The organism is Halorhodospira sp. M38 (genome assembly GCF_022227985.1).
Lineage (GTDB): Bacteria > Pseudomonadota > Gammaproteobacteria > Nitrococcales > Halorhodospiraceae > Halorhodospira > Halorhodospira halophila_A.
In genome coordinates this window covers 1-26,364 of sequence record NZ_JAJNQP010000001.1, presented here as the reverse complement: position 1 = coordinate 26,364, position 26,364 = coordinate 1, and the positions used below count along the sequence as shown (strand labels likewise).

The 26,364-nt window shown below is 69.4% G+C and carries 29 protein-coding genes and 1 riboswitch; of the genes, 14 read left to right on the top strand and 15 right to left on the bottom strand.

Features of this window, described 5'->3' with window-relative positions; all coding sequences use genetic code 11:
- From cobJ to LRA98_RS00095, 11 genes are read right to left on the bottom strand one after another with little or no spacing between them, the layout of a single operon-like run.
- Positions 1–1,314, bottom strand: a complete 1,314-nt coding sequence (cobJ, locus tag LRA98_RS00145; RefSeq protein ID WP_238633934.1) for a precorrin-3B C(17)-methyltransferase — start codon at positions 1,312–1,314, stop codon at positions 1–3.
- On the bottom strand, positions 1,311–1,709 hold the full coding sequence (locus LRA98_RS00140) for a cobalamin biosynthesis protein (RefSeq protein ID WP_201170394.1): 399 nt from the start codon (positions 1,707–1,709) through the stop codon (positions 1,311–1,313). Before LRA98_RS00140 ends, cobJ begins: the two co-directional genes overlap by 4 nt.
- Complete coding sequence (locus LRA98_RS00135; RefSeq protein ID WP_201170395.1) at positions 1,709–2,449, bottom strand: cobalamin biosynthesis central domain-containing protein; 741 nt, start codon at positions 2,447–2,449, stop codon at positions 1,709–1,711. The genes LRA98_RS00140 and LRA98_RS00135 overlap by 1 nt, the downstream gene beginning before the upstream one ends.
- On the bottom strand, positions 2,446–3,198 hold the full coding sequence (gene cobI / locus LRA98_RS00130) for a precorrin-2 C(20)-methyltransferase (protein WP_238633933.1): 753 nt from the start codon (positions 3,196–3,198) through the stop codon (positions 2,446–2,448). Before cobI ends, LRA98_RS00135 begins: the two co-directional genes overlap by 4 nt.
- Positions 3,195–4,493, bottom strand: coding sequence for a precorrin-6y C5,15-methyltransferase (decarboxylating) subunit CbiE (gene cbiE / locus LRA98_RS00125; protein WP_238633932.1), 1,299 nt, complete (start codon positions 4,491–4,493; stop codon positions 3,195–3,197). The genes cobI and cbiE overlap by 4 nt, the downstream gene beginning before the upstream one ends.
- Entirely contained in the window at positions 4,490–5,158 is a 669-nt protein-coding gene (locus LRA98_RS00120) for a precorrin-8X methylmutase (protein ID WP_201241927.1), read from the bottom strand. Before LRA98_RS00120 ends, cbiE begins: the two co-directional genes overlap by 4 nt.
- A 10-nt stretch (positions 5,159–5,168) precedes the next feature.
- Positions 5,169–5,993, bottom strand: a complete 825-nt coding sequence (locus tag LRA98_RS00115) for a sirohydrochlorin chelatase (protein ID WP_201170399.1) — start codon at positions 5,991–5,993, stop codon at positions 5,169–5,171.
- Positions 5,994–6,005: 12 nt separating this feature from the next.
- On the bottom strand, positions 6,006–6,785 hold the full coding sequence (gene cobM, locus LRA98_RS00110) for a precorrin-4 C(11)-methyltransferase (protein WP_238633931.1): 780 nt from the start codon (positions 6,783–6,785) through the stop codon (positions 6,006–6,008).
- Complete coding sequence (locus tag LRA98_RS00105; protein WP_201170402.1) at positions 6,775–7,572, bottom strand: ATP-binding cassette domain-containing protein; 798 nt, start codon at positions 7,570–7,572, stop codon at positions 6,775–6,777. Before LRA98_RS00105 ends, cobM begins: the two co-directional genes overlap by 11 nt.
- On the bottom strand, positions 7,569–8,660 hold the full coding sequence (locus tag LRA98_RS00100) for a FecCD family ABC transporter permease (protein WP_238633930.1): 1,092 nt from the start codon (positions 8,658–8,660) through the stop codon (positions 7,569–7,571). Before LRA98_RS00100 ends, LRA98_RS00105 begins: the two co-directional genes overlap by 4 nt.
- A complete protein-coding gene (locus LRA98_RS00095; RefSeq protein ID WP_238633929.1) occupies positions 8,653–9,768 on the bottom strand; it encodes an ABC transporter substrate-binding protein in 1,116 nt (371 codons plus the stop codon). Before LRA98_RS00095 ends, LRA98_RS00100 begins: the two co-directional genes overlap by 8 nt.
- A 141-nt stretch (positions 9,769–9,909) precedes the next feature.
- A riboswitch (cobalamin riboswitch) is annotated at positions 9,910–10,082 on the bottom strand.
- Between the two features lie 240 nt (positions 10,083–10,322).
- On the opposite strand from LRA98_RS00095, the gene LRA98_RS00090 reads away from it, so the two are divergent.
- On the top strand, positions 10,323–11,498 hold the full coding sequence (locus tag LRA98_RS00090; protein WP_238633928.1) for an HD-GYP domain-containing protein: 1,176 nt from the start codon (positions 10,323–10,325) through the stop codon (positions 11,496–11,498).
- A 1-nt stretch (position 11,499) separates the two neighbouring features.
- On the opposite strand, the gene LRA98_RS00085 is transcribed toward LRA98_RS00090, so the two are convergent.
- On the bottom strand, positions 11,500–12,057 hold the full coding sequence (locus LRA98_RS00085) for a class I SAM-dependent methyltransferase (RefSeq protein ID WP_238633927.1): 558 nt from the start codon (positions 12,055–12,057) through the stop codon (positions 11,500–11,502).
- A gap of 117 nt (positions 12,058–12,174) precedes the next feature.
- Here LRA98_RS00085 and LRA98_RS00080 point away from each other — a divergent pair, with 117 nt between their 5' ends.
- Genes LRA98_RS00080 through LRA98_RS00070 form a run of 3 tightly spaced genes read left to right on the top strand, consistent with a single transcriptional unit; the run spans position 12,175 to position 15,401 of the window.
- Complete coding sequence (locus tag LRA98_RS00080) at positions 12,175–13,344, top strand: HD-GYP domain-containing protein (protein WP_201170409.1); 1,170 nt, start codon at positions 12,175–12,177, stop codon at positions 13,342–13,344.
- Positions 13,345–13,369: 25 nt separating this feature from the next.
- Complete coding sequence (locus LRA98_RS00075) at positions 13,370–14,605, top strand: GGDEF domain-containing protein (RefSeq protein WP_238633926.1); 1,236 nt, start codon at positions 13,370–13,372, stop codon at positions 14,603–14,605.
- Positions 14,606–14,663: 58 nt separating this feature from the next.
- The gene (locus tag LRA98_RS00070) at positions 14,664–15,401 is read left to right on the top strand and encodes a glutamine amidotransferase (protein WP_201241932.1); all 738 of its coding nucleotides are present in this window, start codon (positions 14,664–14,666) and stop codon (positions 15,399–15,401) included.
- Positions 15,402–15,425: 24 nt separating this feature from the next.
- Here the strand turns inward: LRA98_RS00070 and apbC are convergent, their stop codons facing one another.
- From apbC to LRA98_RS00055, 3 genes are read right to left on the bottom strand one after another with little or no spacing between them, the layout of a single operon-like run.
- Positions 15,426–16,523 carry an iron-sulfur cluster carrier protein ApbC gene (gene apbC / locus LRA98_RS00065; RefSeq protein ID WP_201241933.1) on the bottom strand — a complete coding sequence of 366 codons (1,098 nt, stop codon included), beginning with the start codon at positions 16,521–16,523 and terminating at the stop codon, positions 15,426–15,428.
- Positions 16,520–16,984, bottom strand: coding sequence for a molybdenum cofactor biosynthesis protein MoaE (locus LRA98_RS00060; RefSeq protein WP_238633925.1), 465 nt, complete (start codon positions 16,982–16,984; stop codon positions 16,520–16,522). Before LRA98_RS00060 ends, apbC begins: the two co-directional genes overlap by 4 nt.
- Before the next feature lie 25 nt (positions 16,985–17,009).
- A complete protein-coding gene (locus LRA98_RS00055) occupies positions 17,010–18,752 on the bottom strand; it encodes an ABC transporter transmembrane domain-containing protein (RefSeq protein ID WP_238633924.1) in 1,743 nt (580 codons plus the stop codon).
- Between the two features lie 216 nt (positions 18,753–18,968).
- On the opposite strand from LRA98_RS00055, the gene LRA98_RS00050 reads away from it, so the two are divergent.
- The 10 genes from LRA98_RS00050 to ccmI all read left to right on the top strand — a co-directional run bounded on the left by LRA98_RS00050 (position 18,969) and on the right by ccmI (position 26,356).
- Positions 18,969–19,310 carry a high-potential iron-sulfur protein gene (locus LRA98_RS00050; protein WP_201241936.1) on the top strand — a complete coding sequence of 114 codons (342 nt, stop codon included), beginning with the start codon at positions 18,969–18,971 and terminating at the stop codon, positions 19,308–19,310.
- 127 nt (positions 19,311–19,437) lie between these two features.
- Positions 19,438–20,118, top strand: coding sequence for a cytochrome c biogenesis heme-transporting ATPase CcmA (gene ccmA, locus LRA98_RS00045; protein ID WP_238633923.1), 681 nt, complete (start codon positions 19,438–19,440; stop codon positions 20,116–20,118).
- A gap of 9 nt (positions 20,119–20,127) precedes the next feature.
- Positions 20,128–20,796 (top strand): heme exporter protein CcmB, encoded by a 669-nt coding sequence (ccmB, locus tag LRA98_RS00040; RefSeq protein WP_201170415.1) that lies wholly within the window; start codon positions 20,128–20,130, stop codon positions 20,794–20,796.
- Positions 20,797–20,891: 95 nt separating this feature from the next.
- On the top strand, positions 20,892–21,716 hold the full coding sequence (locus LRA98_RS00035; RefSeq protein WP_201170417.1) for a heme ABC transporter permease: 825 nt from the start codon (positions 20,892–20,894) through the stop codon (positions 21,714–21,716).
- The gene (gene ccmD / locus LRA98_RS00030; RefSeq protein WP_201170419.1) at positions 21,716–21,904 is read left to right on the top strand and encodes a heme exporter protein CcmD; all 189 of its coding nucleotides are present in this window, start codon (positions 21,716–21,718) and stop codon (positions 21,902–21,904) included. Before LRA98_RS00035 ends, ccmD begins: the two co-directional genes overlap by 1 nt.
- Before the next feature lie 3 nt (positions 21,905–21,907).
- Positions 21,908–22,357 (top strand): cytochrome c maturation protein CcmE, encoded by a 450-nt coding sequence (gene ccmE, locus LRA98_RS00025; RefSeq protein ID WP_238633922.1) that lies wholly within the window; start codon positions 21,908–21,910, stop codon positions 22,355–22,357.
- Positions 22,358–22,359: 2 nt separating this feature from the next.
- Positions 22,360–24,387, top strand: coding sequence for a heme lyase CcmF/NrfE family subunit (locus LRA98_RS00020; protein WP_238633921.1), 2,028 nt, complete (start codon positions 22,360–22,362; stop codon positions 24,385–24,387).
- Positions 24,384–24,917 carry a DsbE family thiol:disulfide interchange protein gene (locus tag LRA98_RS00015; protein ID WP_238633920.1) on the top strand — a complete coding sequence of 178 codons (534 nt, stop codon included), beginning with the start codon at positions 24,384–24,386 and terminating at the stop codon, positions 24,915–24,917. Before LRA98_RS00020 ends, LRA98_RS00015 begins: the two co-directional genes overlap by 4 nt.
- Positions 24,914–25,444: a cytochrome c-type biogenesis protein gene (locus LRA98_RS00010; protein WP_201170428.1), complete on the top strand. Its 531-nt coding sequence runs from the start codon at positions 24,914–24,916 to the stop codon at positions 25,442–25,444. The genes LRA98_RS00015 and LRA98_RS00010 overlap by 4 nt, the downstream gene beginning before the upstream one ends.
- 15 nt (positions 25,445–25,459) lie before the next feature.
- Positions 25,460–26,356, top strand: a complete 897-nt coding sequence (gene ccmI / locus LRA98_RS00005) for a c-type cytochrome biogenesis protein CcmI (RefSeq protein WP_238633919.1) — start codon at positions 25,460–25,462, stop codon at positions 26,354–26,356.
- The last annotated feature ends 8 nt before the right edge of the window (positions 26,357–26,364 follow it).

Genomic DNA, 26,364 nt, shown 5'->3' with positions numbered 1-26,364 from the left:
TCAGCCCGCACGCCCCGATGCGTCCCCGGCCGGGTTCCTGCCGGTAACACGCTGCAGCGAAAGCAGGCCCCGACCGCGTTCATCCACCAGCTCCAGGCTGCAGTGCTGGCAGGTACCGGCCAGCGCCCAGGCCGCGGCCACGCGCTGCCAGTCGAGTTCGACCCGGCCGCCTCCGGCACCGAGGACCAGCGTCTCACCGTCGTAGTAGAGCCCCGCACCAGCCACCGAACAAACCATGCGCGTTCCGGCCGGCCCGCGCACGACGGCCCGGATCCGCGGCCACTCGCGGCACTCCTCCAGGTGACGCGGCAGGTCCGTCACCTCGATCCGGCTGGTCATGAACGGCGTATCCGGCTCCGCCACGTCGTCCGCAACGGCGGCCAACGCCTCGGCCCAATCGACGTCGAAATGCGCCGCCGCGGCCTCCAGGCTTGGCGTCTGCTGCTCGCGCAACCACTGACGCAGGACCACCGGCCAGCCCTCCAGCCCCAGACTCAGCGATTGCCCGCGCTGCTCACCGGGCACGGGCGTGCCAGCCTCGGCGTACTTGGCGGTGTAGCCCCGCGGGGTCACCATCCGGCCGTGCTCGAACCGGGTCGAGCGGTTGCCGATGATCACCGTGCTGAGCATACTCGGCTCGGCCTGGTGGAGCTGCTCTAGGGGCAGGTGCTGGACCTGCTGGCGCTCGCGGTAGGCCGAGCGGACCACCGCCACCGGAGTCTTCGGATCGCGATAGCGCAGCAGGATCTCCTGCGCCCGGGCGATGTGCGCCTGGCGGCGTTTGCTCGCCGGATTGTAGAGGACGGTGACGAAGTCACCGCGCCCGGCGGCCTCCAGCCTGCGCGCGATCACCGGCCAGGGCGTGAGCAGGTCCGAGAGCGAAATGGTGCAGAAATCGTGGGTCAGGGGGGCACCGACCAGGGCAGCGCAGGAGGACAGCGCCGAGGTCCCCGGCACCACCTCCACCTGAACCTCCCCGGCGCCCCCCTGCCAGCCCTGTTGAAGCAGGAACTCGTAGGTCGGCCCTGCCATGCCGTAGACCCCGGGATCGCCGGAAGAGACCAGGGCCACCACCTGCCCGGCCCGGGCCGTTTGCCAGGCTGCCTCGACCCGGTCAAGCTCCTCGGTCATGGCCTTGCCGATCACTGTCTTACCTTCCAGCAGCTCCGGGATCAGCTTGAGGTACGTCTGGTAACCGATGACCACCTCGGCCTCGGCGATCGCCTCTCGGGCCCGCGCAGTCATGTGCGCCGGGTCACCCGGGCCGATCCCCACCAGAAGGATCTGCCCCGGAGGGGGAACATCGCCTGTCATGCGTTCAGCCTCGCTATCGATACCGTGGCGTTGCGTCCGTCGCCGCCCCGCCAGCGGCGTTTCTCGATGATCAGATCGGCGCTGTCGGCATCGGCCCGGCACAGCGCCGCCGCTTCGGCGACCGCCGGCGTCCCGGTGTGCCGGCGCACCACCTCAGAGGGGTGCGGCACCGGGATCGCGGCCAGTTGCGTCGCCGGATAGAAAACCAGGGGCCAGCCGTGGGCCCGCGCCAGCGCGTGCAGCGCCGGTTCATCGCGCTTGAGGTCGATACTCGCCACCGCAACCACGTCCGCGTTGCACAGCCCAGCCTCGGCCAGTGCCGCGGCCACCGCCGCGGCCACCGTCTCCTCCGCCGCACCGCGGTCACAGCCAATCCCCAACACCACACGCGGCATTACGGACCCCGGCGCGCGGTTCGGTAGCGTACCAGCCGATCGCCCAGGCGTGCCTGCCAATCGGCGGACGGCGCCTCGTCGCGGACCCAGAGCACGGCACTGTAGGCCCCCGGGTCCAGGGCATCGGACTTGGTGAAGCGGTACAGGTTCGCCGGTGGTGGGGTTGCCGGGCGCCAGGTGTCGGCCTCCTCGATCAGCGCGACCGGCTCACCGTGAAGCAGCGCCGCCGCGGCCCGACGTAGGGCTGCAGTGGACGCCACCACCCGCCAGCCCTGCTCCCGGCCGAGCAGGTCCACCGCAGGCAACCCGCGTCGGTCCGAGGCCGTGGTCACCACCGGAGTGGCGCCGAGTTCCCGGGCGACGCGCTGCGCCCAGGCATTGGCCCCGCCCAGGTGGCCGCCGAGCACCGCCACCGCGAAATGCGCCGAATCATCCACGCTGACCACCCCGGGGTCACGGGTCTTATCGACCAGATACGGGGCGAGCAGGCGCACACAGGCACCCACCGAGGCGAAGCAGATAACCTGTTCGAGGGGGGAGCGGAGACGCTCCCCCAGGGCCTCCGCGAGTGCCCCGGATGCCACCGGCGTGCAGCGCTCGCCGTGGTCGGCCAGCAGTGGCGCGACCCGCTCGGTGACCAGGATTTCCGCCCCGGGCCAGAGCACCGCCAGGCGCGCCGCACCGGCGGCACCGCCACGGCTGACCACCACCAGCAACAGCCCTGCACCCGCCTCGCTCAAACGCCCTCGCCTCCTCCGGAGGGCGCGCCGGAGCGGCCCTTGCAGACCATCAGCAGCGAGAGGTAATGGACCGTCTCGCCGCGCAGCCCGGTGATCTCCGTAACCACCCGCTCCTGAGGGGTGCCGACGCGCTCGACGAAGACGCTGGCGTCGCTCAACCCGCGCCGCTCGAGCAGCTCGATCAGCGGGTCGAGCAAGGGCTTGACCTTGAGCAGCACCAGCGTATCCACCTCCGGCAACAGTCGTTCCACGGTCTCCATCCCGTACCCCCCCGGGAGCACCGCCAGCGCGTCGCCCTGGCTGGCCAACGGCCAGCCGACGCGCGCCGGGGCCGCCAGGAAGGAGGCCACCCCCGGGATGGTCTCCACTCCGGCACCGGGCTCCTCGGCGAGCACGGTACGGGCCAGGTGCCCGAAGGTGGCGTAGGTGGAGGCATCCCCTTCCACCAGGAACGCTACGTCACGGCCCTGGGCCAGGGTGGCGGCGACGGTCTGCGCCGCCCGCCCCCAGTGCAGCGCCAGCGTCCCCGGGTTGTGGGTCATCGGGAAGACCAGGGGCATGGCATCGTCCGGTGCCACCAGCCCGCCGCGCTCGACGATATCCAGCGCGTAGCTGCGCTGCCCTTGGGCCCGCACCGGATACGCCCAGCGCGCATCTCCCTGCAGGACCTGCCAGGCCCGGCGCGTGATCCATCCGGGATCCCCGGGGCCCAGCGAAACCCCGATCAACCTTCCCGAGGCTGTCGTCATACTGTCTCCGTCTTGTTCGCCGTGAGTACCCAGACCGGGTTCTCCGCGCGGAAAGTGCGCATCCCGGCCAGCTCACCACTGCGGCTGGCCTGCAGCTGCACCGCCTCCCACTGCACGGTCCCCTGGGCCGCGGCGGCATCGAGCCGGGCCATGGCCTGTTGGAGATTCTCCAGGGTCACCACGTTGATCACCAGCCGCCCGCCCGGACGCAGTCGCTCCAGGCAGTGGTCGATCAACGTGCCCAGTGCTCCGCCGGAGCCACCGATGAACACCGCGTCCGGATCCGGCCATTGTTCCAGCCCCTGCGGAGCCCGGCCGTGATGGAGCGTGACATTCCCCGCCCGACGCCGGCGCCGATTCTCCTCGGCGATGGCGAGATCCTCGAGGCGGCGCTCCATGGCCCAGACATGCCCCCGCGGGCAGAGCCTCGCGGCCTCGAGGGCCACCGCCCCGGAACCGGTCCCGATATCCCAGACCCGGCTCTCGGCGGTCAGCGCCAGACTGGCCAGGGCAACCGCCCGGACCTCCCGCTTGGTGATCAGGCCGCGCTGCGGGCGACGCTGGGCAAACGATGCATCGGCCCCGGCGAATGGCCAGGCCAGTGCCGCCGTACGGCGCCGCACCAGCGCCACATGGGGCTGCGCATACCGGTGCGCCGCAGCGCTGCCGAGCGGCGCCGGCGGATGGAGCTGTTCATCCTCCCGCCCGATGCGCGCCACTACGGCCACCTCCAGTTCTTCATCGCTGTAGCCGACCGCCTGCAGCTGCCGGGCCAGCCAGTCGGCGCCATTCTCACCGGTGGTGTAGACCGCCACGCGCTCGTGATCATCCAGGGCACGCAGCACCCCGCTCATCGGGTGCTCGGGCGACGCCGCCTGCGCCGACCAGTCATCGGCCGCGCGGCCGTGCACCGAGGCGATGGCGGTCTGCGCCACCGGCCAACCGAGCCGGGCACAGGCCAGCTGAACCAGCGACGGGGCCGGCAGTACCCGGCAGCGCGCGGCACCGAGGCTCGCGGTGACGCGCTCGCCAATGCCGTGGCAGAGCGGGTCGCCACTGGCAAGAACCACCACGTGCCGCCGCTGCGCCGCCGCGGCCTCGATCCAGGCCGGAACTTGCGCCACGCTGCCGGTCAGATCCCGGCGCTCCGCCCCGGGGGCCAGGGGCGCACAGGTTTCGAGAACGCGCCGCCCGCCGATGAGCAGATCCGCCCCGGCGATCGCCTCGCGGGCAGCAGGCGCCAGCGCTTCGGGGCCGTCATCCAGCACGCCGACGATGGTGCACACGGGGCTCACGTGCCGGCCTCCCCGGCCAGGCCAAGCAGGGCGTGGAGGCAGGCCACCACCGCCGGCGTCCCGCCCTTGCGCCCGGCCGTGGCAATCCACGGCACCCGCTGTTGCGCCATAGCCTCGTCGCTGGACTCGGCGGCGGCGACGAATCCCACCGGCATGGCGATCAGCAGTCGCGGCGCCACCTCGCCACGCTCGATGCGCGCGAGGATCGCCCGCAGGGCGGTCGGGGCGTTGCCCACGGCGACCATGGCGCCGTCGAGCCGCCCCTGCTCGGCGGCCAGGGCGACGGCCTGCTCGGCCCGTGTCGTCCCGGCGCGCTCGGCACGCTCCGCCGCTTGCGGGTCGTTCATCAAGCAGTGGGCCTCGACCCCGAAATAGCGCAGGCGTGCCGCCGAGAGGCCGACCCGGATCATCTCGACATCGACGAACACCGGCGCCCCGGAGCGGATCGCCGCCACCCCGGCTGCCACCGCCTGGGGATGGAAGCGGGTCACACCGTTGAAATCAAAATCCGCCGTGGCGTGGATCATGCGCCGGACTACCGGCCACTGTGCGGTGTCGTAGGCGCTGCGATCTCCGGCCTCGGCATCAACACGGGCGAAGGAGCACTCCTCGATACGCCGCCCGGAGGCGGTCTGCTGCTCGGTCACGGACGGCTCACGGGACATTGCGGCACCCTCAGTGGTGGTGATGATGGTGGTGATGACCGGCCGCGGCCCGGTGCGGACAGCCGTCGCACTCGAGCATGGCCTGCCCGGTCCGCGCCTCCTCCACCCGGTGGGCGATCAGATCGAAGACTTCCGGCTCGAAACCGAGATAATCCGCCAGGGCGAAGACCGTCCGGGGATACTGGATGCGCAGCCGCTCCACCTGTTGCTCGATGCGCTCGATCAGCCGTCCGGTGAACAGGTAGTACGGCAGGATCACCTGTTGCGTCGCGCCCAGCAGGTGGTGGCGCTGCACCACCGCCTCCAGGCGCGGGTGCGTCACGCCAGTGAAGGCGATATCGACCAGGTCATGCTCGCCACCCTCGTAGAGCCACCGCCCCAACCGCGCGAGCTCCCCGTTGGCGGTGCGGTCCGAGGACCCCCGACCGAGCAGGATGACGCCGGTGGTCCGCGGATCGGGGACGTGCAGGGCCTGCATGGCATCGCGCAGACGCCGCTCGACCAGACCCAGCGACGATTCACTGACTCCCAGGTGGCGTGCCAGGCGGAAATCGACGCCGGGGTGCCGCTCTCGAGCCGCATCGACCTGCTCGGGCACCTCGAGTTTCACGTGCCCGGCGGCATTGAGGATCAGCGGCACGGCAATGACGCGCTCGGCACGGGCCGCGGCGCGATCCAGGCCCTCGCTAAGCAGCGGATCGGCGAACTCGATGAAGCAGGTCTCCAGTCGCCAGTCCGGATAGCGCTCGGCCAGCATCCCGGCGAACCGGCGGATCTCCTCATTGCCGTCCTCTTGGCGTGATCCATGCCCGATCAGAAGGATACAATCACTCATTCAGAAACGTCCTCAGCTTTCAGGGCGGCGGAAACGGTGCGCGAAGTCCGGATCGTAGAGCCGCGAGCGCGCCGCCGGCGCCGCCTGCCGCGCCCCCAGCGCCGGTCCAACCAGGATCATCGTCTGGCTGTTGAGCCCGGCGGCGCGGCAGTCTTCGGCGAGATCGCGGATGCAGGTGCGCAGCACCTGCTCCACCCCGGGCCAGGAGGCGCGGTGGACCACCACCACCGGGGCATCCTCTTTCCAGCCACCCCGGCAGAGGGCGTCCGCCAGGCGCTCCAGCAGGGTGATCGAGAGATAGATGCACAGGGTGCTGCCGTGGCGGGCTAGGTCGGCGAGCTGCTCGCCGGCCGGCATGGGGGTACGCCCCTCCACCCGGGTGAAGATCACGGTCTGAGTCCCCTCGGGCAGGGTCAGGCTCTCGCCGGCGGCCGCCGCGGCAGCCATCGCCGAGGTCACCCCCGGGACCAGGTGGACCGGGATGCCAGCCGCATCCAGCGGACGCACGATCTCCACGAAAGCGCCGTAGAGCCCCGGATCGCCGGGCTGCAACCGCACCACGCGGCGTCCGGCCCGGGCGCGCTCGAGCAGCCAGCCCTGGATCTCCTCCAGGGTCATGCCCTTGGAGTCGGCGACCTCACAGTGGGGCGGCGCCCATTCCAGCACCCCGGCGGGTACCAGCGAGCCGGCGTAGAGCACGGCGTCCGCCGCCGCGACACGATCCCGCCCGCGGACCGTGATCAGATCGGCCGCCCCGGGCCCCGCCCCCACGAACCAGACCTCACCCGTCATGCACACCCCCTCTCTGCTGCAATCGGTAGCCGACCACGAAGGGCGCCTGCTGGTGCTCGACAACGCGGACATCCACGTCATAGGCGGCACGGATGGTCGGCGTGTCGATCACCGCCTGCGGCGGTCCGTCGGCCATGACCCGGCCATCGCGCAGCAGCACGATGCGGTCAGCCAGTTGCACGGCGATGTTGATATCGTGGAGCACGACCAGCACGCCCTGCCCCTGTTCCCGGGCGCACGCGGTCAGGATCTCGATGGCATCGCGCTTGTGCTTCATGTCCAGATGGTTGGTTGGCTCGTCGAGCAGCAGGAACGGCGTCTGCCGGACCAGCGCCCGGGCGATGGCCGCTTTTTGCCGCTGCCCGCCGCTGATCTCGGTCAGCGGCGCCTGCGCCAAATCCGCCATACCCAGACGCTCGAGCACAGCCTCGGCGCGGGCGAGGTCCGCCGGATCGTGCCGCCAGCTCGCCCGACGCAGACCGAGCAGTACACTCTCGAGCACGGTCAGCGGGTAGACGGCATCGGCGGTCTGCGCCACGTAGGAGAGCCGGCGGGCGATGCGCGCCTGCCGCTGCCCCTGCACCGGCTCACCGGCGATGGTGAGGGTCCCGTGGCGCGGACGCAGGATGCCGGTGATGCACTTGAGCAGCGTGCTCTTGCCAGAGCCGTTGGGCCCGATCAGGGCGACCACCTCGCCGGCTTCCACGCGGGCGTCGACACCACGAAGCACCTCGGTGCGCCGATAGGCGTAGCGCACGCCGCGCAGTTCGATCCCGGTCGCCGTCACGCCCCCCCTCCCGTCTCGCGGCGGCGCAGGATCAGATAGATGAACAGCGGCGAACCGATGAACGCCGTGACCACACCCACAGGCAACACCACCGATTCGAAGGCGTGCAGCGATACCAGATCCGCCAGCGTCAGCAGCAGGGCGCCAATCAGGGCAGTGGCCGGGATCAGGAAGCGGTGATCCGAGCCGATCAGAAGCCGCGCTAGGTGCGGCGCCACCAGACCGAGGAAGCCGATCCCGCCGGTGAACGCCACGGTGACCGCGACCAACAGGGCGACCAGGAACATCAGGCCGATGCGCAGCGGACCGACCGCGATCCCCAAGCTGGTGGCGGTCTCGTCACCGAGCAGCAACCGGTTCAGATCGCCGCTTTTCCAGAGGAAGACCGGCAGCGTCGCCACCAGCGCCGCACTGATGAATACGAAGCTCTCCCAGTCGGCGCGGCTCAGGCTGCCCACGCTCCAGAACATGACCTCTCGGGTGGCGTCGGCATCAGCGAAGTAGATCAGCAGCGTCGTGGTCGCCCCGAAGAAGTACATCAGGGCGATGCCGGCGAGGATCAGGCTCATCGGCGTCGCCCCCTTCCACTGCCCGATGAGCAGGATGAGCAGGGACACCGCCATGGCGAAGAGGAAGGCGTTGCCGACGATGCCGTAAACACCGAAAGCCGAGAAGCCGAAAATGATCGCCAGCGCCGCCCCCAGCGAGGCTCCCGAGGCGATCCCCAGGGTGAACGGCGAGGCCATGGGATTGCGCAGCAGGCTCTGCAGGATGACGCCGCCGAGCGCCAGTCCCATGCCGGCCACCATCGCGGTGGCCAGGCGCGGCAGGCGGATGTTCCAGACCACGTTCTCGGTCTGCGCGCTGACCCACGACGCCCCGAGCGGCCGAGCCACCAGCGCCTGCACCACCTCGCTCAGCGGGATGCCCATCGGGCCCAGCGCCAAGCCAAAGCCCGCCGTAGCCACCAGGGCTACCGCCAGGCCGAGCAGCACCAGCGTCTTGGCCCGGATCGCGCGCGTGTAGTCGTCAATGAGGCCCCGCGGTGGCGCCGGCCGGACGGGGGTGCCGACGGTCAACTCAGCCATCCTCGAGGCTGCTGAGCTCCATGAGCCGGTCGTAGAGACCGGGGTCACCGTAGAAGACCTCCAGAATCTCCTCGCCGCGGTCGCGGAGATCGACGCCTGCCATGGCCTCCGGGTAGAGGCCCCGAGCCATGTGCACCAGATCGATCAACCCCGTCGCCAGGTCCCAGCCCATGTAGGTGCCCTTGAAGCGGTGGATACGCTCCGCCTCGATGGCTGCTACACCGGACAAGCGCTCATCGTCGAGCACCTCGGCGCGTTCCACGCGACTCGCTCGGGACGGTGTGTGGAGGAGGATATGCTGGGGATCCCAGCTCAGCAGCTCCTCGGCACTGACCTCGCCATCGTCGCCGGCCCGGCCGGCAGTGACCATCTCGGCACCGAGCAGCTCGACGGGGAAGTAGAAGGAGACGTGGTTGTAGAGATTGCGCCGGTGGGCCAGATAGACTCGAGGCGGCTGCTCGCCAGCGACCCGCTGCTGCACGGCGGAGACCGTTGCGTGGTAGAAATCGAGCAGCTCTTCGGCCCGCTCCTCGCGACCGGACACTTCGCCGAGGAGCCGGTAGGCCTGTTCGATCTGCTCCTCGACGGCCTCCTGCGACGCCCGTTCCCGGCCCAGGGTGTTCAGCGCCACCACCGGCACGCCCAGCTGTTGCTCGTAGCGTTCTGCCTGTTCGGCCATCGCCTGATCGTCATCACCGCGGCTGAAGGCCCAGTAGATAAACAGATCCGGCTCCGTGGCGAGCACCCGCTCGGCACTGAACTCCGAACCGGGCTGGCCGCCGCCGACCATGGCCACCTCGTCAAGGCGCCCGAAGGCCTCGACCTCAATGGGCTTCGCCTCGGAGAAACGCGAGCCGTACATATCGCTCGGGATGCCCACCAGGCGCTCCTCAACCCCCAGGTGGAGCGCCATTCGGAAGGCGTCGACATTGACCGTGGCGATCCGCTCGGCCGATTCCGGGACCTCCACGCTGCGGCCGAGCATATCCTCAACCTCACGGGTTTCCCGGGCACCCCCTCCATCCGGATCATCGTCGAGGGCATCCCCGCACCCGCCGAGGATAAGGCCGACCCCGGCCACGAGGGCGATGCATGGATTGCGGTGCATGGCTCCTCCAGTCACTGGATCCAGTACGCCATGCGGGGAGCGGGTCGGAAACGGGCACGCCGTGGCGCTGGGACAGGGCGCGGCTGAAGCTACCGTCACCGCCACGCACGGTTCCCCGCCGTGTGGCTGCGACCCCCAGACCGGTCTCCGGGCTCGCGAGCGGGGTCGAACCCCGGGCGCCGCGCCTTCCCGCACCGGGTGCCAGGGACACCGTGGATGCAGTGGCGATGCAGCGCCCACTCTCGCCTACCGTTGCGGGGACAGCGTCGGCCTTGCCTGCGCCCGCCCGGGCCGCAGTGCGCACCGACTTCCCGACCGTCCCCGGCGCTGTCGGGCGGACCACGCGGCGGGGAACGGCCCCGGCAGCGATGGTAACTGCCAGGTCACCTGGGGAGGCTGGACTCTACGGCCGGCTCGGGGCAACTGTCAACGCGGCCCGATCGGGCGCCCAGCCGGGCCGATGGCCACAACCTCGAACTTTATGGCACAATTGCGCCGTATCAAAGAAGGGTATGGACGCCCGCGACCCCTCCCGACCCCCCGACGGAGATGTCATGGGCACAGACGCGAATTCACCCTGCCCCCAGGCGGGTGACATAGTCACCGACGCGCTGGATACCCTGCCGCTGAGCGACCAGGAACCGCACCTGCGCCTTAGCGAGCGCTTTGAACGCCTGCGCTGCCATATCAACCAAGCGCTGCCCGGCGGCGCGATCCACCGCATCGCCGTCGCCATCTACGAACCGGACGCCAACCGTCTCAAGACCTACGGCGCCAGCGGCGATGCCCCCAGCCCCCTGGATCACTACGAGACCCGGCTAGGCGAGGCCCCCACCCTGCGCGCCCTGGCCGAGGCGCCGCAGGTGCGCATCATCGACGACTACCGGGAACACCCCAGCCCGAAACCGCACACCGTCAGCATCCGCGAGAGCGGGTTGCGCGCCGGGATGATCCTGCCGCTGCAGCACGACGAGAATTTCTTCGGCTTCCTGTTCCTCAACTCCCGGCGGCCGGGCTACTTCTCGGAGGCCGTCGTCGAGCGGCTGGCGCCTTACATCGACCTGGCCCGCTTGCTCGCCATCACCTCCATCCGCACCACGCAGACCCTGCGCGGCGCGGCGCGCACGGCCATGGCCTTCGGCCGTGCGCGGGACGACGAGACCGGTGGCCACCTCGCCCGGATGGCGGAGTACAGCCGACTGATCGCTCTCGAGCTGGCCGCAGCTCACGGTCTCGGCGACGAATACATCGAGATGGTCTATCAGTTCGCCCCGGTGCATGACGTGGGCAAGATTGCCGTCCCCGACGGCATCCTGCTCAAGCCCGGCCGGCTCACCGACGAGGAGTTCGCGCAGATGCGCGAGCACGTCAGCCGCGGCGTGGCCATGGTGCTGGCGATGACCGAGGAGCTGGGGCTGAGCGAGGACCGGCGGGCGGCCATCATGCGCAACATCGTCGCCTACCACCACGAGCGCCTTGACGGCAGCGGGTATCCGACCGGTGCACGCGGCGAGCAGATCCCGCTGGAGGGGCGCATTGTGGCCGTCGCCGACGTCTTCGACGCCCTGACCAGCGAGCGCCCCTACAAACGGCCTTGGGGTTTCGCCGAGGCTGCCGAGACCCTGCGAGCCGAGGCAAAGGCGGGCAAGCTGTGCGGGGAGTGCGTGGAGGCTTTCCTGCGCCGGGGCGCCGAGATCGAGGCGATCAGACAGCGCCACGGCCACCGCTGAGCTAGCCGCACACGTCCAAACGAGCGCGACAGGCCCGCGGAATCCGGTAGAGATAGACCGGGGCGTCCAGGCGCACGGGCGGCCGGTGCACGGCGCACGGTTGCCAGCCCGGGATGCGGAACGTGTTGCTCACCACCAGCGCCCCGGCGGGCAACTCCCGGCGCCATCGCGGCTCGAGCTCGCGAATCGCCTCAAGGTGCAGATAGCAAACCACCGCACGGGCATCACGGAAGGACACCTGGCGCAGGTCGCGGCGCCGGAATTCGACATTGGGCACCGGCCGGATCCACTGCAGCAGGCAGGCGAACAACCACGGCAGCGGCGAGAGCTCGTACCCGATCACCCGGGCCCGCGGGCACCGTCGCCCCACCGCCCGGGCCAGCCCGCCCCATCCAGAGCCAGCCTCGATCACCGTTCCCTCGAGCTCGTCCGGTAGCGCAGCAATCACCAACTCCTGCCCCAGACGTGTGGAGGGCAGCGGCGAGATGCCCGTGACCACCGTGTAGCCGACGATCAGCAGCATGCCCCCCAGCATGACGACAAGAATCAACGCCTCCAAAAACACCGTTCCTCCATGGGGTCTCGCACAGCCCCGCCCAGGGCCGGTTCGTTCCGCGGGCGTATACCCACGCATAGGCTGGTAGAATGGTCGGAGCCGGACAACGAGCCTGAGACCATGAACCAGCGGGCCATCCCCACCAAGCGGGCCACCGTTCAAGCCGACGACCTGGCGCTCGGAAAGCCCGTGCCCTACGACATCGAGGACGCCTACGGGCACCTACTGCTGCGGCGCGGCTCGATTCTGCGCTCCCGCGAGCAGCTGGAGCGGCTCCTGCAGATCGGCCGGACGCCCTACCACGTGGCCGCCCGGCGTCAAGAGACCGGCGGGGTCTCGCGGCGGCGCGAGCTCGCCTTGGCCGCTTTCCGCAACCCCTTCGACCTGATCTATCAAATCTCCCGCGCGCTGCAGGAGACCTTCAAGTGGCTGGGCGAGGACAACGACCGGTTCCTGCGTCGCCTCGACCACCTCGCCAGCCGCATCGGCGACCTGGTCGAGCGCGACGCCGACGCGGCCATCGGGGCTGCCCACCTCGACGAGGCGTTCGCCTACTCGATCCGCCACCCGATCCGCCAGGCGATCCTTTGCGATGTCGTTGGCAGCCAGTTGGACATCCCGGACAGCGAGCGGCGTTCCATCGTCCTCGCCGCCCTCTCGGCGAACATCGGTATGCTCGAGACGCAGGATGGCCTTGATCGCCAGAGTGCACCACTCGACGACGCCCAGCGCAGGGACCTGGAAGAGCACCCGTTGCGCTCGGTGGAACGCCTGTCGGCAGCCGGGGTCGAGGACCCGATCTGGCTCCGGGTCGTCGCCGAGCACCACGAACGGCTCGACGGCAGCGGCTACCCGGCGGGCCTGCACGGTACTCAAATCTGCCGCGGGGCGCGGCTCCTGACCATCGCCGACACCTATCTGGCGATGATCAGTAACCGTGTCTACCGGCCTGCCACGGCGGTCCGCGAGACCCTGCTCGAGCTGATGAATCAGAGTGGCCGGATCTACGACCGCGACATCCTCTCCGGGTTGATCCAGACCATCGGGATCTATCCGGCAGGCAGTTTCGTCGCCCTGGACAGCGGCGAGCGCGGCGTCGTCATCCAGCGCGGCAACCGCGGCGCCAACCCGGTCGTGGCCGTCCTGATCAAGGCCAACGGCCAGCCCACGGCACGACCGCTCTATCGCGACACCAGCCAGCCGGACATGCCCAACGTCGACTCACTGGAGCCCACCCATCAGCTGGCACAGCGCTTCCAGCTCGCCTCGCTGTGGGGCTACGATTCCTGAGCTGCGCGCCCCGGATGGAGACGCAATGGCCGCCGTGCAACGCCTGCTCAGCTCGACCTGGCTGCTTCACCTGCTGTTCCTGGCCGCCCTGGCGGCCTGGATCGTCCTGCTTGACGCCCCCTTCCCGCGCCCGGCGATCGCGTTGCTGGAGGCCCACTCGTTCGAGTTCCTCGCCATCGCCGGCGGCATGGTGGCGGTGCTGGCCCTGCTCTACCGGCGCGCCAACCTGGCCTTGCAGGCCGCCGCCATCAGCCTGGCCATCAGCGGGATCGGCGTTGCGCCGTCACCGGCCCACGGGGTCACGGCGGCCGCCATCCTGCTGCCGATCAACCTCCTGATCCTGACCCTGCTCGATGACCGGGGCCTGCTCAGCCGAGCCGGGCTGTGGCGCTGCGCCGCCCTGGCGCTGCAAGCCCTGCTCGTCCTCGGCCTGTTCCGCTACCAGCCCGACTGGCTGGAAGCACTGGCCGCCACCACCTTCCTGCCGCTTGGCTTGGCCGACTGGAGCAGCCTGCCCGAACAGGGCCTGCTGCTCGCCGCGCTGGCCGCCGCGAGCCTGCTCCTGTGGGCCCTGCTCGACCCCACCCCGCCCCACGTGGGCGCTTTCAGCGCGCTGCTGACCACCACCCTCGGCCTGGAACTGGCCCTTGCAAGGGGCGGCGAGCTGGTGCTGCCCACCCTGCTGGGCGCGGTTGCCCTCTTCCTCCTGCTTGTCGCCGTTTTACAGGAAGCCCACCGCATGGCGTTCCGCGACGGGCTCACCGGCCTACCGAACCGGCGCGCCATGGACAGCCTGACGCAGGGACTGAGCGGAAGCTACGCCATCGCCATGACCGACGTCGACCACTTCAAGTCCTTCAACGACACCCACGGGCACGAAGTCGGCGACCAGGTGCTGCGCCGGGTGGCGGCAAGCATCGGCCGGGTCGGCGCGGGCGGGCACCCCTTCCGCTACGGTGGCGAGGAGTTCGCGGTCGTCTTCCCGGGGCGCACCGCGGAGCAGGTCGTCGAGGCGCTGGAAACGGTGCGCGAGACGATCGCCAGCACCCCGTTCCGCCTCCGGGGTAGCGACCGGCCGGCCGATGACCGGCACGGCAGCCGCAAACGGGGCATCAAGCGCGGGCGGCAGCAGACGCAAATCACCATCAGCATCGGCGTCGCCGACAGCAGTACCGCGACAGACGCCGACGCCGTCGTACAGGCCGCCGATCAAGCCCTTTACCGGGCCAAGAAGGGCGGACGCAACCGGCTGGCCCAGTAGCACAATCCTCCGCAACCCCACGCCGGGATTGGAGAGGACCGATAAGGAGCTTTCGGGCATGACGAATGAGCACACCACCGACGGAACCATTTGGGTGGTCAAGACCGGACGCACCCTCCCTGCACTGCGCCGGCAGGGTGACTTCGAGGACTGGATCGGCGCCGGCCTGGGGCGTGCTCCCTGGCGCACCGTGGACGCCACCGCCGGACCCGCATCCCTGCCGAAACCGGCTCACCCGGCCGGTATCGTGGTCACTGGTTCACCGGCGATGGTCTCGCATCGTGAACCGTGGAGCGAAGCCGCCGCCGACTGGCTCGCGCAAGCCGCCGGCAAAGATATCCCGATCCTCGGTATCTGCTACGGCCACCAGTTGCTGGCCCACGGCCTCGGCGGCCGCGCCGGTCCCAACCCACGCGGCCGCGAGATCGGCACCGTCGGCGTCGAGCGCTTGGCACCGTGCGCCGACGACCCCCTGTTCGCCCCCGTGCCGGAGCGCTTCGCAGCCCACGTCACCCACGAGGAGTCGGTGCTGGAACTGCCCGAGGGCGCCGTCGTTCTCGCCGCCAACGAGCACGACGCCCACCAGGCGTTCCGTTGGGGGCGTCACGCCTGGGGCGTCCAGTTCCACCCGGAGTTCGACACCGCCATCACCCGCGGCTACATCTTCCATCGCCGCCCGGATCTGCGCCGGGAGGGCTTCGACCCGCGCGCGCTCTATCGCCAGGTCGCGGCCACGCCGGAGGCGACGGCGCTGCTCGATCGCTTCGCCGCCTACGTTACCAGCCGGGCGCGCTAGACAACGCGCCCGGCTGGCCGCTGGCTACTCGGAGGAATCACCGACGACGATGTTGGGGAAGGCGCTGCCGGAACTGCGCTCGCGCAACGACAACTGGGCCGCGACGCTGCGCGCCATGTGCCGGTAATCGGTAGCGATCCGCCCGTCGGGGTCGGCGGCCACGGTGGGGTGGCCGCTGTCCGACTGCTCGCGGATGGTGATATCCAGCGGCAGCGATCCGAGCAGGTGCACCCCGTACTGGCTGGCCATGGCGGCGCCGCCACCGCTGCCGAAGATGTGCTCCTCATGGCCACAGTTCGAGCAGATGTGCGTGCTCATGTTCTCGACGATACCGAGCACGGCTACATCCACCTTCTCGAACATGCGCAACCCCTTGCGTGCGTCGAGCAGCGCGATGTCCTGGGGCGTGGTGACGATCACGCCGCCACTGACCGGCACCTTCTGGGCCAGAGTAAGCTGAATATCCCCGGTCCCCGGCGGCATGTCCACGATGAGGTAGTCAAGCCCCTCCCAGGCCGTCTCGGTGAGCAGCTGCTCCAGGGCCTGGGTCACCATGGGCCCTCGCCAGATCATCGGGGTCTCTTCATCGACTAGGAAGCCAGCCGACATCACCTGGATGCCGTGGCCGAGCATCGGCTGCATGTGCTTGCCGTCCCGGGACTCCGGCTGGCCACGCACACCGAGCATGCGCGGCTGGCTCGGCCCGTAGATGTCGGCGTCGAGCACCCCGACCCGGGCGCCATCGGCCTGCAGCGCGAGGGCCAGATTGGCCGTGACCGTCGACTTGCCCACACCGCCCTTTCCGGAGGCGACGGCGATGATGTTCTTGATCTCGTCCTGCGCCTTGACGCCCGGCTGAACCGCATGGGCGTGGATGCGCGTCTGCACCGAGATCTGCACCTGCTGCGCGCCGGTCCCCTGCTCGATGGCGGCACGCAGCTCCTCGCCCAGCGTCTGGCGATAGCCCCCGGCCGGGTAGCCGAGCTGCACCACCACCCGAACGCTCTCGTCGTCGATCGCGATCTCGTCAACGCAGCCGGCCGAGACCGGATCGGTGCCCAGATAGTGATCCCGGACCTGGCGCAGAGCCTGCTCCACGGCCTCACGGGTGAGATTCGTCATACCTTTCCCCCGGCAGTCGTTTTCCCATCCGCGCCGGTCAGGGGGGTCAGCGGCACCCCCTGCTGATACGCGCGGGTTCCGTCCTCATAATGCTCGTCTTTCCAGAATGGCGCCCGCACCTTGAGCGTGTCGATGGCGTAGCGGGCCGCCTCAAAGGCCTCACCCCGGTGGGCAGCTCGAACCACGACGACGACGCTCTCCTCACCGATGGCCAACTCGCCGACGCGATGGACGATGCGACAAGCCCGGACACCAAAGCGCTCGATCACCTCGGCCTCCAGCTCGGCCAGCACGCGCTCGGCCATGGGGCGGTACACCGAGTAGGCAATCGCCGCCACGCGCCGCCCCTCGTGGTGATCGCGGACCGTCCCGCCGAAAACCACCAGGGCGCCGGCCGCGGGGTCGGCGGTATCGGCGAGCAGCGGCTCGAGTGCGATGGGCTCTTCGGTCACCCGGTGCATGGCTCCTCCCCGATCGTCTGCGACATTATGACACGCCCACCCCGCCGTTGACCTGCGACCCGGCGGTCGCGCCGAGTTGCAGCGCACAGAAACGCCGGTAGAGCGGGCTGTGCGCCTGCAACTCACGGTGGGTCCCCTGAGCCTCGACCCGACCCTGATCCAGGACCACGATGCGATCGGCCGCCACCACGGTGGCCAGTCGATGGGCGATCACCAGTGTGGTCCGCCCGGCCATGAGACGCTCCAGGGCCTGCTGCACGGCCCGTTCGCTCTCGGCGTCCAGGGCACTGGTGGCCTCATCGAGGAGCAGCACCGCCGGGTCACGCAGGATGGCGCGGGCAATCGCCACCCGCTGGCGCTGGCCTCCGGAGAGCTGCACCCCTCCGGGGCCGAGCTCCGTATCCAGCCCCTGCGGGAGCTGCTCAAGGAACGCCAGGGCGTTGGCATCCCTTGCCGCCGCACGCAGCTCGTCATCACTGGCCTCCGGGCGGCCGTAGCGGATGTTCTCGGCGGCGGTGCCGGTAAAAAGCACCGGCTCCTGGGCCACCAGTCCCGTGCAACGGCGCAGCTGCGCCGGATCGAGATCGCGCAGATCGACCCCGTCGAGCAGTACGCGCCCGGCATCCGGGTCGTAGAAGCGCAGCAGCAACTGCAAGAGTGTGCTCTTGCCCGCACCCGATGGTCCCACCAGGGCCAGTCGCTCGCCGGGCCGGGCGCAGAGACTCACCTCGCGCAGGGCGGGCTGCTCGGAGCGAGCCGGATAGGCAAAGGTCACTGCGTCGAAGCGCACCTCCCCGCGCACCGGGTGCGGCAGCGCTCGCGGGCGGTCCGGAGCCCGGATCCGCGGCTCCGCATCGATCAGCTCGAAGATGCGGTCGGTGGCCCCCATGGCACGCAGGATCTCTCCGGCCACCTCGGCCATGGCGGCCACCGACCCGGCGGCCAGCACCGCATAGAAGACAAACGCCGACAGCTCCCCCGGCGTCATGCGCCCGGCGAGCACATCGTGACCGCCCTGCCAGAGCACAGCACCGACCGCGCCGAAGACGAAGAGCAGGGCTACGCCGGTCAGCCACGCCCGCTGCCAGGTCCGACGGATGGCGGTCGCGAAGGCCTCTTCCACCCGCTCGGCATAGCGCTTGCGGTCCTCGGCCTCATGGCCGAAGGCCTGGACCGTGCCGATGGCGTGCAGCGATTCACCGGCGAAACGGCCCACGTCAGCCACCCGGTCCTGGCTGTCCCGAGAGAGGCTGCGCACCCGCCGCCCGAACCAGAGGATGGGGATCAGGATCAGCGGAATGCCCACCACCACCAGGGTGGCCAGGCGCGGGCTGGTGACGAACAGCAGCAACAGGGCGCCGACGAAGGTCAGGGCGTTGCGCAGGGCGATCGACAGCGCCGAGCCGAAGAGATTCTGCAGGACCGTGGTGTCGGCGGTCAGCCGGGACTGGACCTCGCCCGCCCCGGTGCGCTCGAAAAAGGCCGGCTCCAGGCGGAGCAGGCGGCGGAAGAGCTGCTCGCGCAGATCCGCGGCCAGCCGTTCGCCGATCCAGGTGATCAGGTAGTAGCGGGTTGCCGAGGCCAGCGCCAGGATGAGGATCATCGCCAGGGTCGCCAGCAGCGCACGATCGAGCATCGCCGCATCGCCATCGGCGAACCCGTGATCGATGACCAGCCGAAGCCCCTGGCCGATGGCCAGCACGCCTCCGGCGGCGACGAGCAGCGCTGCGGCCGCAGCGGCCAGGCGCCAGCGGTACGGCTCGAGCATGCGCACCAGGCGCAGCAGTGTCGATCGACGTCTCAGGGTCTGACTCCGTTTGCCTTGGCGGTGGATGGACCAGTAAGGTTACAGCTTGCGTGGCGCGGACATGAATCGCGACCCCCCCCCCCGCTTGGAACGGCGCCCCGGGGGGCGGCGCGGAACCAAATGATAAAGTCCGTGTCCCACCGTGACACCCAAGAGAAAACCGACAGGAGGGTGAGCATGAGCAACCCGATCGACGGTGACCGCCGCAAGTTCCTCAAGAACGGCGCCATGGCCGTGGCCGCCATTCCGCTGGCCACGCTGGTGACCAAGGGCACCGCCGTTGCCGGCCTGCCCGATGACGTGGAAGACCTGCCCAAGGCGGAGGATGACCACGATCACGACTACGTGAACGACGCCGCCGACACCGACCACGCCCGCTTCCAGGAAGGGCAGCTGTGCGAGAACTGCCAGTTCTGGGTCGACTACGTGGACGGCGACTGGGGCTACTGCGAGCATCCGAGCTTCACCGACGTGCTGGTGCACGGCGAGGGCTGGTGCTCGGTCTACGCACCGGCGTAAGCTGCTCGCACTTCGGCGAGCGGCTCCGCCTGCCAGGCGGAGCGACGAGGGGGCGCCGGCTGGCGCTCCCTTTTTTATACCCTGAGCGCGATCGCCACAGGGCATCGGAGGCAACCCGGGACCGACGATGGACGCCCTACGCAGCGATACACCGAACAACCAGTACACTCGCGGCGAGACCGACGCTGCGGCCAGCCGCCTGCGCGTCGAGCACCTGGCCTGCCGCCGCGGCGAGGAGTTCCTCTTCGAGGAGGTCTCCTTCGCCCTCGGCCCCGGCGAGCTACTTTTCGTACGCGGGCGCAACGGCAGCGGCAAGACGACGTTGCTGCGCACCCTCTGCGGCCTGACCGAACCGGCCCGTGGGCGCATCCACTGGCTCGATCAGGAGGTCCGCCGGCTCGATGACCGGGCCCGCCGGCAAATGCTTTACGTTGGCCACCGCGACGCCGTCAAGGACGAGCTGACCCCACTGGAGAACCTGCAGGTCCACCAGGGGCTGCGCGGTGAGTCGAGCTCTCTGGACGAACGCCTCGACGCCCTCGAGCAGGCCGGCCTCGCCGGACGCGAGGACATCCCAGTCCGGTACCTTTCCCAGGGCCAGCGCCGACGCACGGCCTTGGCCCGCCTGCTGCTCTCGCCGGCGCGACTGTGGATCCTCGACGAGCCGCTGACCGCCCTGGACCGGCGCGCCGTTGCGTGGCTCTTCGAGCGCATCGCCGGCCACCTGCAGCACGGGGGGTTGGTCATCACTACCAGCCATCAATCCATCGACGGCCTGCCCGAGCCGCGCATCCTCGATCTGGACTAGAACGACACCATGGTGAGGTCTCTCTGGACACTCCTGCGGCGCGACGTTTCGCTCATCGTCCTGCGCCGTCAGGACGTACTGACCGTCGTTGCCTTCTTCGTGATCGTCATCACCCTCTTTCCCCTGTCCATCGGCCCCGAGCCGGACAAGCTGCGCACGCTAGCGCCCGGCGGGGTGTGGGTGGCGGCAGCGCTGGCCAGCCTCATCTCGCTGGACCGGCTGTTCGCCGATGACTGGCGCGACGGCACCCTGGAGCAACTGGCCCTGTCGCCACAGCCCCTTGCCCTGGTGGCGCTGGCCAAGGTCGTGGCTCACTGGCTGGCCCTGGGGCTGCCGCTGGTGATTCTCTCCCCGGCCCTGGGTTACTCGCTGGGTCTGGAGGGGGCGGAACTGCTGGTACTCGCGCTATCATTGCTGCTCGGGACCCCGGTGTTGAGCCTGCTTGGCGCGGTGGGGGCCGCCATGACCCTGGGCGTGCGGGCCGGCGGGGCGCTGATGGCACTGCTTATCCTGCCCCTATATGTGCCGGTCCTAGTGCTGGGCGCGGGGGCGGTTTCAGAGGCGATGTTCGACGCCTCTTATCAGGCGCACCTGTCGCTGCTCGGTGCCATGCTGGCCCTGGCGCTGCCGTTGGTGCCCCTGGCGATCGCCGGGGCGCTGCGCATTGCCCTGGACTGAGACGAGAGCATCCGCGTAACGGGAACTTGACACCCGTTTCCGGGATCGAAGGCGTAGTGACGTAGACGCGTTACGGAGAACGACGGGATAACTGCATGACCGCTCGACCCATTCCCTGGCTCAAGTACACGGCACCAGCCAACTTCCACGTGCTGGCCCAGCGCCTGGTGCCCTGGCTCTGGGCGGCCGCTGCCCTGTTCGCCGTGGCAGGCCTTTACGTGGGGTTTTTTGTCGCACCCCCGGATTACCAGCAGGGCAACAGCTACCGGATCATGTTTATCCACGTCCCGGCGGCGTGGATGGGGATGTTCCTCTATCTACTGATGGCCTTATACGGGGCGATCTACCTGATCTGGCGGATCAAGATGGCCGACATCATGGCCCGGGCTATCGCCCCGACCGGAGCGCTGATGACCTTCCTGGGCCTGTGGACCGGCGCCCTGTGGGGCGCGCCCACCTGGGGCACCTACTGGGTCTGGGACGCGCGGCTGACCTCGACGCTGATCCTGCTCTTCCTCTTTCTCGGCTACATCGCGCTGCACGCCGCCTCGGACGACCGCGAGAAAGGCGGTCGGGCCGCCTCCTTGCTGGCTATTGTCGGCGCGGTCAACGTGCCGATAATCTACTTTTCCGTAGAGTGGTGGTACAACCTGCACCAAGGCGCCTCGGTCATCCGGACGGACGGGCCGAGCATGGCCGATTCGATGCTCGCTGCGCTGCTGCTGATGACCGCGGCTTTCTGGATCTACTCGGCGGCCATCGTGCTGCGACGCGCCCAGGCCGAGGCCATGAGCCGGGAGTCGCGCAAGGAGTGGGCCCGGGCGGCAGCCGCCGGCACCCTCACCCGCGACCAGCGCGAGCGGGCTGCTGACGAGACCGCGCGTGAACAGCGCATCGCGGAGTCCGGAGGAGAAGCCTGATGTGGGACGGAATCGGTGATTTTCTGGCCATGGGCGGACACGCGCCCTACGTCTGGGGGTCGTTCGGCATGGTGGCCGCGGTACTGCTCGTCGAGTGGCTGCTGGTCAGCCGCCGCCGCCGTCACCTGCAGACCATGCTTCAGCGGCAGTCGCGGCGCACGACCGCCGCACAATCGCAGGGGGAGTGAACGATGAAGAAGCGACACCAGAGGCTGTTCCTGGTACTCGGTGTGGTCGCCGGGGTGAGCGTTGCCACGGCGCTGGTGCTCAATGCCTTCCGTGACAACATGACCTTCTTCATCACGCCGTCCGAGGTGATGGCCAAGTCCGACATGCCGGAACGGCACTTTCGCATCGGCGGACTGGTCGAGGACGGCTCCGTGGAGCGTGACAGCGCCTCCACCCGGGTCCGCTTCCACGTGACCGACACCGAGGCGAGCGTACCCGTCGAGTTCGAGGGCATCCTCCCCGACCTCTTCCGCGAAGGTCAGGGCGTGGTCGTCGAGGGCCGGATCACCTCCGACGGGGTGTTCAAGGCCGATAACGTCATGGCCCGCCATGATGAGGATTACATGCCGGCCGAGGCGCAGGAGGCCCTGGACCGGGTCGAACACTCCGTCGATGAAGTCGGGGATTACTGACGATGCTTGGTGAACTCGGCAACTTTGCCCTGATCCTGGCCTTCTGCCTGGCCGTCATCCAGTCCATCCTCCCGCTGATCGGTACCGCCACCGGGGATGCCCGACTGATGGACTCCGGCCGCTCGCTGGCCATCGGTCAATTCGTCTTCCTGCTGGCCGCCTACCTGATCCTGACGACGGCCTTCGTCACCAACGACTTCTCGATCCGCTACGTGGCCGAGAACTCGGCCACAGCGCTGCCGCTGGTCTACAAGATCACCGGCGTCTGGGGCGGTCACGAGGGCTCGATGCTCTTCTGGGTGCTGACGCTGGGCGCCTGGACCGTGGCCGTGGCGGTGTTCAGCCGCGCCCTGCCGCGGGAGATGCTGGCCCGCGTGCTGGCGGTGCTGGGCATGGTGGCGGTGGCGTTCATCGCCTTCACCGCCCTGACCTCCAACCCGTTCGAGCGCATCTTCCCGGCGCCGACCGAGGGCACGGACCTGAATCCGCTGCTCCAGGACCCGGGGATGATCATCCACCCGCCGCTGCTGTTCATCGGCTACACCGGTCTGGCCGTGGCCTTCGCCTTCGCCATCGCGGCGCTGATCGGCGGCCGCCTCGATGCTGCCTGGGCACGCTGGTCCCGCCCCTGGACTACGGCAGCGTGGGGCTTTCTGACCCTGGGCATCGGCCTCGGCTCCTGGTGGGCGTACTACGAGCTCGGCTGGGGCGGTTGGTGGTTCTGGGACCCGGTGGAGAACGCCTCTCTGCTGCCCTGGCTCACGGCCACCGCACTGATCCACTCACTGGCGGTGACCGAGAAACGCGGCGGCTTCAAGGTCTGGACCGTGATGCTGGCCATCGTCAGCTTCGCGCTGACCGTCCTCGGCGGCTTCATCGTCCGCTCGGGCGTGATCACCTCGGTCCACGCCTTCGCCACCGACCCCGACCGCGGCGTCTTCCTGCTCGCTATCCTGGCGGTCACCCTGCTGGGGTCCCTGGCCCTCTACGCTTGGCGTGCCCCCAAGGTGGGACTGGGCGGCGTATTCGGCTGGTACTCGCGGGAATCGCTGCTACTAGCGAACAACGTGCTGTTGGTGGTCGCCTGCGCGGCCATCGCCATCGGCACTCTCTACCCGCTGGCCCTGGACGCCTTTGACCTGGGCAAGATCTCGGTGGGCCCGCCCTACTTCGATGCGGTGTTCATGCCGCTGATGCTACCGCTGCTGTTTTTGATCGGCATCGGGCCGGTGGTCTCCTGGAAACAGTCGGACCCCATGGAGACGGTCCGCCAGCTGCGCTGGGTGCTGCTGGTCAGTGCCCTGATCGGCGGCGTCTGGCCGCTGACCATGGGCGCCTGGAACCCGCTCACCGCCCTCGGCCTCGGCCTGGCGGCGTGGATCCTGCTGACCGCTGCGGTGGACCTGTTCCGGCGCTTCAGCCGGCGGCGTCAACAGGGGGCTGGCAAGGCGCTGCAGGCGGCCTTGCGCCCGAGCTTCTTCGGCATGCACCTGGCCCACGGCGGCCTGGCCCTGGTGGTCATGGCCATCGCCATGGTCAACACCTATGAGGTCGAGCGGGACGTACGCCTGGCCCCGGGTGAGACGGCCACCGCCGGGGCATACCAGTTCCGCATGCTCGACAGCGAGGTGGTCCGCGGGCCGAACTTCGATGCCCAGCAGGCCACCGTCGAGGTCCTCAATCAGGACGGCGAGGTCATCGACGTCCTCCACCCGCAGCTGCGTTACTACGACTCGCAGCCGCAGATGCCCATGCACCAGGCCTCGCTGAACCGCGGCATGACCCGCGATGTCTACGTATCGCTGGGTGATGATTTGGGCGAGGGGGCGTGGACCATGCGGCTCTACTACAAGCCGTACATGTTCTGGATGTGGACCGGATGCCTGCTGATGGCCTTCGGCGGCTTCCTGGCGGCCGCGGATCGCCGCTACCGCATGGCCAGCGACCGGCGCACGGTCTCCGAGGCCCACGTCGACAGCAACGACAACCGCGTGGTGGGACCGGCCTCGGCGCAGGAGCCGTCATCATGAACAAGCGACTGCTGCTGCCGCTGCTGCTGACCCTGCCGGTCCTCGGCCTGCTCTACGTGGGCCTGAGCCTGGACTCGCGCAGCCTGCCCTCGCCGCTGGTCGGCCAACCGGCACCAGCCTTCGAGCTGGAGTCGCTGCGCGACTCCGGGGTCACCCTGACCCGGGAGGACTTCGTGGGCGAGATCGCCCTGGTCAACGTCTGGGCGTCCTGGTGCGAGAGCTGCCGCCATGAGCACCCCTACTGGCGCCAGCTGGCTGAGCGGGGCATCGCCATCCACGCCTTCAACTACCGTGACAGCCGGGAGAGTGCCCAGCGCTACCTGGATCTCTTCGGCGACCCGTTCCGCGAGATCGCCTACGATCCGCGGGCGGAGGCGGGCATGGAATGGGGCGTGTACGCCACCCCCGAGACCTATCTGCTGGACGCCGAAGGCGTCATCCGGCACAAGCACATCGGGCCGGTGAACGCCGAGGTACTGCGCAACGACATCCTGCCCTTGATCGAGGAACTGGAGGCGGAGCGGTCATGAGCGTAACTCTGGTTGCAGCGTCGCAGGCGCGCCGCGGCGACACCACCGGGCAGCGTCTTCGAGGGCTGCTCGTGGCGCTTTTCCTGCTCGCCGGGGCGGCGGTGGCCGCGCCGGCCGGCGCGGTCTCCATTGGCGAGCCGCTGGATTTCGAGACCGAAGAGCAGGAAGAGCAGTACTACACCCTGGTCCGGCAGCTGCGCTGCACCGTCTGCCAGACCGAGACCATCTACGAGTCGCCGGCAGAGCTGGCCGGGGACATGCGCCGCCGCGTCTACGAGATGACCGTCGATGGCTACGACAAGGATGAGATCGTCGATTTCATGACGGCGCGCTACGGCGACTACGTCCGCTACAACCCGCCGCTGCAGATGAACACAGCCCTGCTCTGGGTCAGCCCCTTTTTGCTGCTGGTCATCGGCGGCGTGGCGTGGCTGCAGGTCATCCGCCACCGTCAGCAGAAGGCGGCGCAGACTGATCTGACCGAATCCGAGCGGCGGGCGCTGGAACGTTTCCGGCGCGGCGACTAACCCAAGGGGGAATCGATGAGTGGAGCCTTCGTAGGGGCCGTTGTGGTCCTCTGCACCCTCGCCTTGATCTTCGTGCTCTTCCCGCTGCTGCGGGATGCGGCGCGGACGCGGACCCAGTCGCGTCGGCAGGTCAATGCGACGATCCACCGGGACCGTATCCGTGAGCTGGACCAGGATCTGGAGAACGGCACCCTGAGCCGGGCGCAGTACGACGCGGCGGTCGCCGACCTGGACCGGGACCTGGTCCAGAGCGGGGCCATCGACAGCGAGGAGGAGCAAGCCGGCTATCTGCCGCGGGCCCGCCGCGGGGTGGTCATCGCGGCGGCCACCGTTAGTGCCGTGGCCGTGCCGGTGCTGGCGCTGTCCATGTACCACTCCCTTGGCGACGAGCGCGCCTTCACCCAGGCTGGCACTCCGACCACGCCGGATCGCCAGCAGCAGTCTGGCGCACCGGGGCAGCCGCAACAGCACGACCCGGACGAGATCGAGGCCATGGCGCAACAGCTGCGTGATCGTCTGGAGCAGAGCCCCGACGACCCCACCGGATGGGTCCTCTACGGCCGCACCATGATCTACCTGGAGAACCTCGACGAGGCCGAGAACGCCTTCCGGCGGGCGCTGGATCTGGGTGCGGACGACGACCCCAACCTTCTCGCCGAGTACGCCGATATCCTGGCGGCGACCACCGGCAACCTGCAGGGTGAACCCATGGAGTATCTCCAGCGCGCCCTGGAGATCGATCCGGAGAACGTCCGCGCGCTGTGGCTGGCTGGTACCGCGGCCTACAACAACGCGGACTACGAGGGGGCCCGATCCTACTGGGAAGAGCTTCTGGACGTCGTACCGCCGAACTCCCAAGAGGCGCAGGCGATCCAGTCGAACCTGCGGCAGCTGCCGGACGGCGAGGGCTGATCCGGCCG